We start from the raw sequence: 12414 nt of genomic DNA on the forward strand, positions 1-12414 counted from the left end.
CAGGCGGAAAGAGATCAGCTTTTTGTCCTGAACCGGTAAGTAATATCATTCATTTCTCCTTGTACAATCTTGTAAAGCCGCTGGTTGGTTTGTTCAGACTTCAAGCCACCGCGGCTTTCTACGTAAGGCCCAAGTTTTATGTATTGGAAGTTCCGGATCGGGAATCCGTCAGGCAGTTCCTGCTTACCGGAATACCAACCCACTTTAACCGGGGCAATCTGCTGTTGCTGTAGAAAATTGGCAAAATACGCTACATCATAAGGATCTGCATCTCCACCCATAAAACAGACGCATGTAACAGCCTTTCCATACTTTTGTAAAAGTACGGAAAGGTTTTCTTCTGTCAGCGCTTCTCCGACATTTTGTTGCAGATAGGGACTATGGCAACCTTTACACCTGTTCGGACAGTTCGAAAGGTTGATTGCCAATGTCACCTCATCCGGTATCTCCTGAAAAACAATGTCGTAATCAGTGTACTTCAGCATAATATCTTCGGGCAGCCTCCTTTTGCCGGGCTTGAGAGAAATTGCTGATTCGTTTCATGTAGCCGATAACGCGGGTCAGATAATCCACGTTCTGGCTATGACATTCCGGACACTCTTTCAAGTATCTTTTGTCAATGTGGTTGCATTCGTTGCAAACCGTGTTAGGTATATTGAAAGTAAAGTAATTGCAGCCCTCAGTGGCGGCTACCCGAAGTAATTGCCTGTATTGCTCTTTGCTTAAGTGCTCTTCCAGATTCATGTGGAGTGCCGAACCACCCGTCAGATGCTCTATATACCTGTGTCCATGCATACGGAACTTATCGATGACGTTCAGCGACTCATCCTCTACAATGTAGAAATAGCTGTTATAGCACTCTCGGAATGTCTGGAAACCGGCTTCTTTGTCCCATTTGGCATGTTTTACGCCTACATTCTCAGCCGGTATCATTTCGCAGTTAAAGAGTATATCTTTCGTTCGATATTTCTTATTGTATTTTTCAACTATTCCCAGAATCTCCTGCACAAAAGCTTCATATTTAGGATTATCGTTGATTTCAATTCCCATGAATTGAGCGGCTTCCACCAGCCCGTTTACACCGATTGTCAGATATTGGCGTCCCATATTGATGTATCCGGCATCGAACAAAGGCAACATTCCTTTGCTTTGCAGATGCTTTAAGTTTTCGTTATAGGCCAGTTGTACTTTGTGTACCAGATCTACTACCTCTTCAAGGAAGAAATGATAAAGCAATCCGGACTTCACTGCATGCTGGATGCAACGGTTCAAGTTGATAGTCAACACACTTTTTGATCCGGTAGATACGCCGCCTGCTCCCAAGGTGTAACTAAATCCATTATCCTGTATTTCATTACGCAAACGGCAACAGCTACTTAACGAGTCGGCATTATCACTCATATATGTAAAGAAAGAGTGTCCTTCCGCATACATTTCGGCCGTGAAGTCACCGTATTCCTTATCCAATACATCTCCGTCTTTGGTCAGCAAAGCCATTGTCTCTACGGGGAAGGTAAGAATGGCTTTGGTACGTTCCTTATTGAACCACTTCATGAAGCGCTTTTGCAACCAGCTCAATGATTCCCAATGGGGAGCGTTTCCGTCCGGGAAGACGAAATGTTCGAAAAGGCTATTGAAATAATATTGATCATAGTAAGCTACATTCCAGAATACAGCTTGAAAATTCCGTGCTCCCGTAGGCTGATTGATGGAATATACGATCTGTTCAAAACAATCGGTGATTATTTTATCTATGGTCCTTTGTTTGGAGGAAAGGTCGGCAAGTTGTTCCGGATGTTTATAGTAATCCTCTCCGTATTCTTTTTCTATAAAATAATTCATATACATCAGAAATTCCGGTGTGGCGCAGGCGCCGCTGAGCATACTCGATACGATAAATACCATATTGATGAATCCTCCGCAGAAAGACTTCAGATTGGTGGGTGCCGTGGAGTTACCGCCTACGGATGCGGTTCCGCTGATCAGCCACGGATACATGGTGATGCTTGCGCAATAATTGGCAAGATTGGTTTCATCATTCTTGTATATGAAGTGTTGGTTCAGCAATTCGATGTAGCGGTCTGAAAGTTCCTTGCCGTACATGTCCTTCAGGCGGTCAGTCAGCAAACGGCGATTCAGACGGATGAAGTTCGATTTGGGGAGCTCGCCTATCAGTGTGGCTATATTTTTATTTTCCACATTGGCGTTAGCGTCATACTTGCTACCGGTGGCAGGGTTGGAGGCATCGCAGTAATCCATCAGGAAACGGAGCTTGTCACGTACTTCCCGGTCTTCCAGATGTTTCTGTCTGTATAGCATGAACGCTTTAGCTACACTGTAATAGTGTTCAGCCATCAGTGCCACTTCTACTTGGTTCTGTATATCTTCTACACTGGTTCCATCACTGATGTTCACGCGGCTGAGTATGTTGGTGATCACATCTTGTGTGGCAAAACTGCCGACAGATAAAAATGCTTTACTAATTGCGTTCTTGATCTTATCAAGTGAAAACGCTTCTTTTTTCCCATCTCTTTTGACGATGAAAGTCTCCGAATTGATCATACCTGTAATTTAAGATTTAACAAATAAATATTCTTTGTTTAGTTAGCTATACTAAATCAAACGACAAAATAAGGAGAGTAAGTAATAAAATGAATCTTGGAGGATGCACTCTATCGCTTTTCACCCGAAAGCCTGAATGATTACAGATATCGGCAGGTCTTCTGACTTGTTTCCGTTGTGGCGCCTTCCCGGTCTTTGCAGGACCAGTGGCTAAAGAATGCCACAATCTTTTCTCCACATGGTAGAGAGATGAAACTTACAGCTACGGGGATAGTCCCTGATTTTCACAGGATTCCCTTTTAATTCCGTTTCACGCTTGCGGTGATTTGGAAACCGTTATCGCTGACAAAGTTAGAAATAAAATCAATAATCCAACGGATGATAGAAAAAAATATTCCCAGCTTATATTTTTTGTTTTAAAAAGCATCTCCAATGATAATTTCCACTATCTTTGCCCCGAATTGGTTTCGGATGAACATTTCTGTCATTTGGATTAAAAGGGAATCGGGTGTAAATCCCGGACAGTCCCGCTGCTGTGAAGCTCCATAACTTTCTTGATAAATACTTTAGCCACTGGCTGTGAATTGGAGGCCGGGAAGGAATCAGAAAGGGAGTCAGTCAGAAGACCTGCCATTCGTTAAAGTCTGTTGCTACTCGTGGGATTAGGGGAACAGTACGAACGTATAATTGTTGTAATTTAATTAATGCGAAAGGGATGCCTATGAAAAAGGTATGTCCGCGTTGTGGTGCAACCTTTGAGTGTATGCACGATCGGATTTTGTCATGCCATTGCGCTACGGTACGACTGAATGAGCAGCAACGTGCTTATTTGCAAAAGAATTACCCGGGCTGTTTATGTCATGACTGTCTGACGGCAGTCAAAGAGGGTATCGTTATGGATGTATGTGATGCACCCCTTTGTGATAAACAGAAGAACAATGATAAAAAAAGTATTGATTGCCAATAGAGGCGAGATTGCTGTACGTGTAATGCGTTCCTGCAAAGAGATGGGAATACGTACAGTAGCTGTCTATTCGGAAGCGGATCGTGCAGCAAAACACGTCATGTATGCCGATGAAGCCTGTTTGATAGGTCCGGCAGCTTCCAGAGACAGTTATTTGAATATAGAGAATATAATTCGTGCTGCCCGGCAGCATGAAGCGGATGCCATCCATCCCGGATATGGTTTCTTATCTGAAAATGCCGACTTTGCCCGTCGTTGCAAAGAAGAAGGCATTATTTTTATCGGGCCTTCTGCCGAAACAATGGAAGCGATGGGTGATAAAATCTCAGCCCGTAAACACATGATTGCAGCTGGAGTACCGGTAGTTCCCGGTACGGAACAACCCTTGCAGAGTGCCGGGGAGGCTGTGATGATATGTAATAAGATCGGCTATCCCGTGATGCTGAAAGCCTCTATGGGTGGTGGTGGAAAAGGTATGCGACTGATACATAGTGAGGATGAAGTGGTTGAGGCTTACAATACCGCCCGTTCGGAGTCTATGTCTGCTTTTGGTGACGATACGGTATATCTGGAGAAATTTGTGGAGGAACCCCATCATATTGAATTTCAGGTATTGGGTGATAATCATGGCAATGTGATTCATTTATTCGATCGCGAATGTTCTGTTCAGCGTAGAAATCAAAAGATTGTGGAGGAAAGTCCGTCTCCCTTCCTCACTCCGGAATTACGCAGAGAGATGGGAGAGAAGGCTGTGGCTGCCGCCAAAGCTGTGAACTATTCGGGTGCAGGTACTATCGAATTTCTGGTGGATAAGCACCGTCATTTCTATTTTCTGGAAATGAACACCCGTTTGCAAGTGGAACATCCCATAACCGAAGAAGTGGTGGGTGTGGACTTGGTGAAAGAACAGATCATGATTGCAGCCGGTTATCCGTTGCATCTTAAACAGGAAGATTTGTTTCAGCGGGGACATGCTATCGAATGTCGTATCTGTGCGGAAGATACAGAGAATAATTTCATGCCGTCTCCGGGAATCATTAAGTTATTGGCTGAACCGAACGGTATCGGTGTCCGAATCGATAGCTATGTTTACGAAGGGTATGAGATTCCTATCTATTATGATCCCATGATCGGAAAACTGATCGTATGGGCCACCAATCGGCAGTATGCCATTGAGCGTATGCGCCGTGTGCTGTATGAGTATAAAATTACCGGATTGAAGACCAATCTTACTTATCTGAAGCGCATCATGCACAACCCCGATTTCGTAAAGGGAGAATACAACACGCTGTTTATCGAGAAAAACTCGCGTATGTTGCAGCGTCCTAACAGTAATAATGAAGAAATTGAGAATATTGCCATGATTGCCGCTTATATAGATTACCTGATGAACCTGGAAGAGAATTCTTCCACGCAGTCGTCTGATGGTCGTCCTATCAGTCGCTGGCGTGAGTTCGGTTTGCAAAAAGGAGTTTTACGTATCTAAAGAGGGAGGAAGTAGTTATGGAAATACATATTGGAAACCGCGTTGCCGACGTGACGTTGGTCAGTAAAGAAGATAATAAAGTCCGGTTGAATGTTGATGGAAGAATCTACGATGTGGATATTGCCATGGCAGAAAACGGCAGCTGCTCCATCTTACACGACGGAAATTCTTACAATACGGAAGTCATCCGCGGTGAAGGAGGAAAAAGCTATGATGTGAATTTGTTCTATCGCTCTTATCATGTGGATATAGCAGATACCCAGGTGAAATACTTGCGTATGCGAAAAGGAGGTGAAGAGAGACAGGACGATAAGATTATTGCTCCGATGCCGGGTAAAGTTATGAAGATTCCTGTACAGAAAGGTGACCGTTTGTCGGCGGGAGATATTGTAGTGGTGCTTGAAGCTATGAAAATGCAAAGCAACTATAAGGTCAATTCGGACTGTGTAGTGAGAGAAATCTTGGTGGCGGAAGGTGATTCAGTGGGCAGTAACCAGATTTTAATGACATTGGATATTATAAATGAAGAATAAGTATGGAAAGGAGAGAAATATATAATCAGTTTGAAGAACTTAATAAGCGTGCCTCGCAGGGTGGAGGCATTGATAAGATAGAAAAACAACATGCTGCCGGGCGGATGACCGCACGCGAACGCATAGAAGCCTTGCTGGATAAAGGGACATTCAATGAGTTGGACAAGTTTGTAAATCACCGTTGCACCAATTTCGGAATGGAGAAAAAACAGATTCCGGGTGATGGCATGGTGACTGGTTACGGCAAGATTGACGGTCGTCCGGTATTTGTGTACGCCTATGACTTTACGGTGCATGGCGGTTCTTTGAGTGAAACTAATGCAGCGAAAATAGTGAAAGTACAGCAACTGGCACTCAAAAATGGCGCTCCGGTTATTGCTCTGAATGATTCGGGAGGTGCCCGTATTCAGGAAGGTGTCGGCAGTTTGTCAGGATATGCTTCTATTTTCTATCAGAATACGATTGCTTCCGGGGTGATCCCTCAAATCTCAGCTATTCTGGGTCCATGTGCCGGCGGTGCCTGTTATTCACCTGCATTGACGGATTTTATTTTTATGGTGAAAGAGAAAAGCCATATGTTCATCACAGGGCCGGATGTAGTGAAAACGGTTACGCATGAAGAAGTGGACAAGGAAGAGTTGGGTGGAGCCTATGCACATAGCAGTAAGAGTGGCGTTACTCACTTCATGTGTAACACTGAAGAAGAAACCATGCTGGCCATACGCGAATTGCTCAGCTTCCTGCCTTCCAATAATATGGAGGATGCTCCGCTTATTCCTTGTACGGATGATGTCAGACGTCAGGCAGAAGAGCTTCAAACTGTGATTCCGGAAGACCCGAACATTCCTTATGACATTAAGGATATTATAGAGCCGGTTATGGATAACCAATATTTCTTTGAAGTGATGCCCCATTTTGCAAAGAATATTGTGGTTGGCTTCGCTCGTCTGAATGGTCGTTCGGTAGGAGTTGTAGCCAACCAGCCGGCTTATCTGGCTGGTGTGCTGGATATAGACGCTTCCGATAAGGCTGCACGTTTCATCCGTTTTTGCGACTGCTTCAACATTCCGTTGATTACCTTCGAAGATGTACCGGGCTTCCTGCCTGGCGTGACGCAGGAGCATAATGGCATCATTCGTCACGGGGCAAAAATCGTCTATGCTTATGCAGAAGCTACTGTCCCTAAAATTACCCTGATAACCCGTAAGGCCTATGGCGGTGCGTACATCGTGATGTCCAGCAAACAGACAGGGGCAGACATCAATCTGGCCTATCCGCAGGCTGAAATAGCTGTGATGGGAGCCGAAGGTGCTGTGAATATATTATATAGAAATGTTACACCGGAAGAAAAATCCGGTCTGATCCAGGAATATGAATTTAAGTTTTCTAATCCGTATCGGGCTGCCGAGCGTGGTTTTATTGATGAGATTATCATGCCTCGTGATACCCGGTATAAGCTGATTCAGGCGTTAGAAATGACGCATAACAAGAGTCAGAGCAACCCACCAAAGAAACACGGCAACATGCCACTATGATTTAGTTATGTTTCAATGTGTGCGTCTCCCCGTAGAAGTGATTTCTCCGGGGAGACTTTAAACGAATTTTTTTTTGATAAATATTATAAGCTTTAAATTATGGAACTATTGAAAAACCTGTTTGAAGGTTATCCGGATCTCTGGGGTGGAGGAGTAGCCCATTCCGTACTGATCCTTTCACTGGTGATAGCTTTTGGCATCATGCTGGCTAAAATCAAAGTGGCGGGAGTTTCATTAGGTATCACATGGATACTTTTTGTGGGTATTGTATTCGGGCATTTTGATATGACTCTGAATGAACACTTGCTTCATTTTATGAAAGAATTCGGTCTGATCTTGTTTGTTTACTCCATAGGATTACAAGTGGGACCCGGTTTCTTTTCTGCTTTCAAAAAAGGCGGACTTACCTTGAATCTGTTGGCTATGCTGGTCGTTTTTCTGGGAGTAGTCATCACGATTATATTACATTTTGTCACGGGTACGCCTATCACTACTATGGTCGGTATTCTTTCCGGTGCGGTAACAAATACTCCGGGACTTGGAGCTGCCCAGCAGGCAAACAGTGATTTAAACGGAATAGATGCCCCTGAGATAGCATTGGGATATGCGGTTGCTTATCCGCTGGGTGTAGTCGGTATTATCTTGTCATTGATAGCCTTGAAATATATTTTGCGTATCAATACCAAGACAGAAGAGGAGGAAGCTGAACGTGGACTCGGACATATACAGGAACTCACTGTGCGTCCTAATGATAAAATTTTGGTTATCTCTACCCCTAAAGATATTGAAGCTATTAGCGTCTTCTTCGGTAAGCAGATTGATATGCAATGGGAGCAATTGGATAAGAAACTGATTTCCCGTCGTATCTTGATAACGAAACCTGAACTGAATGGAAAGATGCTTTCCCAATTGAAGATACGTAATAATTTCGGAGCCAGCATTACCCGTGTGAATCGTTCGGGAGTAGACTTGGTTGCTGCTCCGCAATTACAATTGCAGATGGGCGACCGTGTTACTATTGTTGGTAGCGAACTGGCGGTCAGTCATGCGGAAAAAGTATTGGGAAATTCAATGAAACGCTTGGATCATCCTAATCTGATACCTATATTCTTGGGGATAGCGTTAGGATGTATTCTGGGGAGTACGCCTTTCGTATTTCCGGGTATTCCCCAGCCGGTAAAGTTAGGATTGGCGGGTGGACGGTAGGATATGCCACTGTTTATCCGCTTACCATGTTTTTACGTGTGCTTACTGCACAAATACTGATACTTGCATTAGCTTAATTCCTAAACTTTAATTGAATCAAACATTTTCTCTTTTAGCTTGTTGTTTACTCCCCGTAAGATTATCTTTGCGGGGAGTTTTTTATGTGAAAGAAAAATGTAGTAACCAAAATGTATACAAATAAAGTAAAGAGAATAGCTGCCGTTCATGACCTGTCTGGTTTTGGGCGTGTATCCCTTACGGTTGTAATTCCGATTTTGTCTTCCATGGGCTTTCAGGTTTGCCCTTTACCTACGGCTGTGCTCTCCAGTCATACGCAATATCCGGAGTTCTCTATTCTTGACCTGACGGATGAAATGCCTAGAATTATTGCCGAATGGAAAAAGCTGGATGTACAGTTTGATGCTTTCTATACAGGATATCTCGGAGCTCCGCGTCAGGTACAGATTGTTTCGGATTTTATTGATGACTTCCGCCAGCCGGACAGCTTGGTGGTAGTTGACCCCGTATTGGGAGATAACGGACGGCTATACACAAACTTTGATGAATCAATGATTTGCGAAATGCGCCACCTGACAACGAAGGCGGATGTGATCACCCCAAATCTCACTGAACTTTTTTATCTGATGGACAAGCCTTATAAAGCAGATAATACGGATGAAGAATTGAAATCTTACCTTCGTCTTTTATCTGATGCAGGTCCTCAGGTGGTTATTATAACAAGCGTTCCTGTTCATGAAGAGAGTCATAAGACCTCGGTATATGCTTATAATCGGGTAGGGGATCGATACTGGAAAATTACTTGCCCGTATTTGCCGGCCCATTATCCGGGAACCGGGGATACTTTTACAAGTGTCATAACCGGTGCTTTATTGCAAGGGGACAGTCTTCCTATTGCTTTGGACCGTGCCACACAATTCATTCTTCAGGGCATTCGCGCTACTTTTGGGTATGAGTACGACAATCGGGAGGGTATTTTACTGGAAAAAGTACTGCACAATCTGGATATGCCTATCCAAAGTGCCAGCTACGAATTGATTTGAATAAAATAAGGGGGTGAACCTGAATTTCGGCCCCCCCTCTTATGGAAGTTATGTTATTTGTTTGGAAGTGACGCTTTTAATAAGATAGGTACTTCTGCCGGTTCATTTGCCACTTGTATTCCTGCTGCCGTTAGTGCTGCAATCTTCCCCTCCGCCGAACCTGAGCTGCCGGAGATAATAGCTCCTGCATGCCCCATTTGTTTTCCCGGAGGAGCCGATTGTCCGGCTATAAAGGCCACGACAGGTTTCGTTACATGCTTCTTTATATATTCTGCTGCCAACTCTTCCGCATTCCCGCCAATTTCACCAATCATGACGATGGTTTCCGTGTCTTTATCGTTCTGGAACATTTCCAGCAGTTCACGGAAGTAAAGTCCCACTACGGGATCGCCTCCCATACCGATGGCGGTGGATTGCCCCATGCCATTGACCGTGAGGTGGTAAACTATCTCATAAGTCAATGTTCCGCTACGGCTGATCACTCCGACATTTCCCTTTTTAAAAACGTTGCCGGGTAAGATTCCGGCCAGGCTCTTTTCCGGAGAAATTAAACCGGGGCAGTTCGGTCCGATCAGCATGGCTCCTTTCAGTTGAGTGAAGCGATACGCTTTGATTACATCGAGGGTAGGGATACCTTCGGAGATACAGATAATCAGTTTGATTCCGGCATCTGCGGCTTCCATGATAGCATCTGCCGCATAGCTGGCGGGAACAAAAAGAATGGAGGCATTGGCCTGCGTCTTTTCCACTGCCTCGTACATGGTGTTGAAAACGGGAACCCCGTCTATAGTGCTGCCTCCTTTTCCGGGAGACGTACCGCCTACTACATTCGTACCGTATTCTTTCATTTTTACGGCATGAAAATGTCCGTCTCTGCCCGTAATACCTTGTACCAACAGGCGGGTCGATTTATCAATAAGTATGCTCATAATGTTTCTCCTTTCACAGATTTTACTACCATCAGGGTGGCTTCATTCATGGTTTCCGCTACCTGAAAGCGGTTACTGTCTTTTAATAGTTTCCTGCCGATATTTTCATTGGTTCCCGTCAGTCTTACAATGACAGGAATTTCCGTTTGCAATTGGTCGAAAGCCTGTATCAATCCTATAGCTACATCGTCGCAACGGGTGATGCCGCCAAATATATTGATGAAGACCGCTTTTACTTTCGAATCATTCAGCAGTATCTTCATGGCTTCAATCACCTTCACGGGGTTTGAACTCCCACCGATATCCAGGAAATTGGCAGGTGAACCGCCATATAACTTAATCATGTCCATGGTAGTCATTGCCAGTCCGGCGCCGTTTACCATGCAACCGATGTCTCCGTCCATACGTACATAGCTGAATCCTCTTTCTTTGGCTGTAGCCTCCAGATGTTCCTCTGGTGTAGGTTCGAAAAGTGAGTGTATCCCGGGATGACGATAAAGAGCGTTATCATCGAACACCATCTTGGCATCAATGGCTGCAAGGGTACCTTTAGCCGTCAATACCAGCGGATTGATTTCAGCAAGCGATGCATCGTTTTCCATGAAGGCTTTATAAAGATCCTGAAGGATGGAAGTCATACGCCTGGCTTGTTCCGCCTGGTCAAAAAGCATGAATGCAAAACTCTGTGCCAGATATTGGGGCAATCCTATCAATGGGTCGATATTATAGCGAATGATTTTCTCCGGAGTGTTGCGGGCTACTTCTTCAATATCCATTCCTCCTGCCGCACTCATGATAAGCACTACTGAACGCGTGTTGCGGTCAATGGTAAAACTGACATAATATTCAGCTGCGATATCTACAGCTTCGCTGATTAAAATTCGGGTTACAGGAAAACCTTTGATGGTCATTTTCAGAATTTCCCGGGCGTGCTGTCTTACCAGTTCTTCACTGTCAGCCAGTTTTACGCCTCCTGCCTTTCCTCGTCCACCGGTCAACACTTGTGCTTTCACAACTACTTTGTCCACTTCTAACTGCCGGAAAGCTTTTACGGCTTCATCGGGCGTATTGCATAACACATGTCGTTCTACCGGAATTCCATACTGGGAGAAGATTTCCTTTGCTTGATATTCATGTACTTTCATGGATCATGGATTATAATGTTTCTATTCTTTTATTAAACAAACGTTATAGCTAAAAGGTTGTCGAATAAGTGATTGAGAAGAAAAATAAGAAAAAAACGTCTATATCGCAATAACTGAAAAGAGTGCGCCAAAACTCTGATACGCTTATCAAAGTTTTGACATACTTTCTTCTCATCAGAGGGTATTTACCCTACATTTTTACACATTCATGGCATTGGCACTCAGTGCTCCTATAATAGCCGAAGCTACCGCAATCACCACTTTTAGAATTTTATCCCAGATAGACTTTTTCATATTCTTTGATTAAATGATTAGTGATATTTTAACCCAGCGGATTTTCATCCAGTCCTCCACCGCCGGAACCTCCCTGATTACCGGAAGAGTTGCCATCTGACGAACTTCCGTCCTTGTTTACCAATGCTTCCAGATCGTAGAAGTCAATTTTCTGTCCGGCACGTGTTGCCGTCACGTCCGGTCTGATGGTGGTCGAGGGTCGGAAATTGATTTTCACGGCCTTGATGTTCTTAGCCGTGCAATCCTCCTTTTTCTCCACTCCGAGGGTTCGTGCCGACAGGCTGAAAACCCCGAAGTCCTTTATGTTCACCGATTGGCCGCCATACAGCTTGTCTATCAGCGCTTCCACAAAGTTGGTAATTACACTTTTGATGTCTCCCAAGGTCAGTGAACTTTTCTCCTTCATCACGTAGGCCACGTCTTCCAGATTGGCATTGTCCCCTAACGTCACCAGTTGCGGATAAAACTTTGCCACCGCATCCTCCTTTCGCGGATCTTTCCGCGGAATCTTTTTGAATGGTACTCCCATAATCAATAATTTTTTTAAAGTTAAAAAACAAGGTTATTTAATGATCCTTGGAGGAAAGCTGTCCGAATCCTCTTCTCATGCTTTTCTTAATTTACTCTGCCATCATGGGCTTGCCGGAAGATTTTCGCTCTTTTCCCCTTTGGATACTGCAAATATACCCCGTTCTTTTC

At 44.2% G+C, this 12414-nt stretch carries 11 protein-coding genes, 1 pseudogene and 2 riboswitches; of the genes and pseudogenes, 6 read left to right on the forward strand and 6 right to left on the reverse strand.

Features of this window, described 5'->3' with window-relative positions; translation table 11 throughout:
* Nucleotides 1-14: 14 nt before the first annotated feature.
* Both nrdG and nrdD read right to left on the reverse strand, forming a co-directional pair.
* Nucleotides 15-485, reverse strand: coding sequence for an anaerobic ribonucleoside-triphosphate reductase activating protein (nrdG, locus tag BN161_RS24625; protein ID WP_022209066.1), 471 nt, complete (start codon nucleotides 483-485; stop codon nucleotides 15-17).
* The gene (gene nrdD, locus BN161_RS24630) at nucleotides 469-2562 is read right to left on the reverse strand and encodes an anaerobic ribonucleoside-triphosphate reductase (protein WP_044271305.1); all 2094 of its coding nucleotides are present in this window, start codon (nucleotides 2560-2562) and stop codon (nucleotides 469-471) included. The genes nrdG and nrdD overlap by 17 nt, the downstream gene beginning before the upstream one ends.
* A gap of 134 nt (nucleotides 2563-2696) precedes the next feature.
* Nucleotides 2697-2915, reverse strand: a riboswitch (cobalamin riboswitch).
* Between the two features lie 91 nt (nucleotides 2916-3006).
* Nucleotides 3007-3211, forward strand: a riboswitch (cobalamin riboswitch).
* Between the two features lie 66 nt (nucleotides 3212-3277).
* On the opposite strand from nrdD, the gene BN161_RS24635 reads away from it, so the two are divergent.
* The 6 genes and pseudogenes from BN161_RS24635 to BN161_RS24660 all read left to right on the forward strand — a co-directional run bounded on the left by BN161_RS24635 (nucleotide 3278) and on the right by BN161_RS24660 (nucleotide 9347).
* A complete protein-coding gene (locus BN161_RS24635; protein ID WP_022209063.1) occupies nucleotides 3278-3529 on the forward strand; it encodes a cysteine-rich CWC family protein in 252 nt (83 codons plus the stop codon).
* On the forward strand, nucleotides 3501-5012 hold the full coding sequence (accC, locus tag BN161_RS24640) for an acetyl-CoA carboxylase biotin carboxylase subunit (protein ID WP_044271308.1): 1512 nt from the start codon (nucleotides 3501-3503) through the stop codon (nucleotides 5010-5012). The genes BN161_RS24635 and accC overlap by 29 nt, the downstream gene beginning before the upstream one ends.
* A 17-nt stretch (nucleotides 5013-5029) precedes the next feature.
* Nucleotides 5030-5545 carry a biotin/lipoyl-containing protein gene (locus tag BN161_RS24645; protein WP_044271310.1) on the forward strand — a complete coding sequence of 172 codons (516 nt, stop codon included), beginning with the start codon at nucleotides 5030-5032 and terminating at the stop codon, nucleotides 5543-5545.
* Nucleotides 5546-5547: 2 nt separating this feature from the next.
* Nucleotides 5548-7080, forward strand: a complete 1533-nt coding sequence (locus BN161_RS24650; protein WP_044271312.1) for an acyl-CoA carboxylase subunit beta — start codon at nucleotides 5548-5550, stop codon at nucleotides 7078-7080.
* 99 nt (nucleotides 7081-7179) lie between these two features.
* Nucleotides 7180-8280 (forward strand): annotated as a pseudogene (locus BN161_RS24655) (aspartate-alanine antiporter-like transporter); the annotation flags it as partial.
* 194 nt (nucleotides 8281-8474) lie between these two features.
* Complete coding sequence (locus tag BN161_RS24660; protein WP_044271315.1) at nucleotides 8475-9347, forward strand: pyridoxamine kinase; 873 nt, start codon at nucleotides 8475-8477, stop codon at nucleotides 9345-9347.
* Nucleotides 9348-9400: 53 nt separating this feature from the next.
* Here the strand turns inward: BN161_RS24660 and sucD are convergent, their stop codons facing one another.
* The 4 genes from sucD to BN161_RS24675 form a co-directional block, all read right to left on the reverse strand.
* A complete protein-coding gene (gene sucD / locus BN161_RS24665; RefSeq protein WP_044271317.1) occupies nucleotides 9401-10276 on the reverse strand; it encodes a succinate--CoA ligase subunit alpha in 876 nt (291 codons plus the stop codon).
* A complete protein-coding gene (gene sucC, locus BN161_RS24670; protein ID WP_044271320.1) occupies nucleotides 10273-11421 on the reverse strand; it encodes an ADP-forming succinate--CoA ligase subunit beta in 1149 nt (382 codons plus the stop codon). The genes sucD and sucC overlap by 4 nt, the downstream gene beginning before the upstream one ends.
* A 198-nt stretch (nucleotides 11422-11619) precedes the next feature.
* Complete coding sequence (locus tag BN161_RS30005) at nucleotides 11620-11715, reverse strand: smalltalk protein (protein WP_156482078.1); 96 nt, start codon at nucleotides 11713-11715, stop codon at nucleotides 11620-11622.
* 28 nt (nucleotides 11716-11743) lie between these two features.
* On the reverse strand, nucleotides 11744-12244 hold the full coding sequence (locus BN161_RS24675; RefSeq protein WP_044271322.1) for an HU family DNA-binding protein: 501 nt from the start codon (nucleotides 12242-12244) through the stop codon (nucleotides 11744-11746).
* Nucleotides 12245-12414 lie beyond the last annotated feature (170 nt).

It is taken from the genome of Bacteroides timonensis, assembly GCF_000513195.1.
GTDB lineage: Bacteria > Bacteroidota > Bacteroidia > Bacteroidales > Bacteroidaceae > Bacteroides > Bacteroides timonensis.

Excerpts from the sequence above, each read along its gene's own strand:
- nrdG (WP_022209066.1), bottom strand. The coding sequence starts at position 485 with ATGCTGAAGTACACTGATTACGACATTGTTTTTCAGGAGATACCGGAT.
- nrdD (WP_044271305.1), bottom strand. The coding sequence starts at position 2,562 with ATGATCAATTCGGAGACTTTCATCGTCAAAAGAGATGGGAAAAAAGAA.
- BN161_RS24635 (WP_022209063.1), top strand. The coding sequence starts at position 3,278 with ATGCCTATGAAAAAGGTATGTCCGCGTTGTGGTGCAACCTTTGAGTGT.
- accC (WP_044271308.1), top strand. The coding sequence starts at position 3,501 with ATGATAAAAAAAGTATTGATTGCCAATAGAGGCGAGATTGCTGTACGT.
- BN161_RS24645 (WP_044271310.1), top strand. The coding sequence starts at position 5,030 with ATGGAAATACATATTGGAAACCGCGTTGCCGACGTGACGTTGGTCAGT.
- BN161_RS24650 (WP_044271312.1), top strand. The coding sequence starts at position 5,548 with ATGGAAAGGAGAGAAATATATAATCAGTTTGAAGAACTTAATAAGCGT.
- BN161_RS24660 (WP_044271315.1), top strand. The coding sequence starts at position 8,475 with ATGTATACAAATAAAGTAAAGAGAATAGCTGCCGTTCATGACCTGTCT.
- sucD (WP_044271317.1), bottom strand. The coding sequence starts at position 10,276 with ATGAGCATACTTATTGATAAATCGACCCGCCTGTTGGTACAAGGTATT.
- sucC (WP_044271320.1), bottom strand. The coding sequence starts at position 11,421 with ATGAAAGTACATGAATATCAAGCAAAGGAAATCTTCTCCCAGTATGGA.
- BN161_RS30005 (WP_156482078.1), bottom strand. The coding sequence starts at position 11,715 with ATGAAAAAGTCTATCTGGGATAAAATTCTAAAAGTGGTGATTGCGGTA.
- BN161_RS24675 (WP_044271322.1), bottom strand. The coding sequence starts at position 12,244 with ATGGGAGTACCATTCAAAAAGATTCCGCGGAAAGATCCGCGAAAGGAG.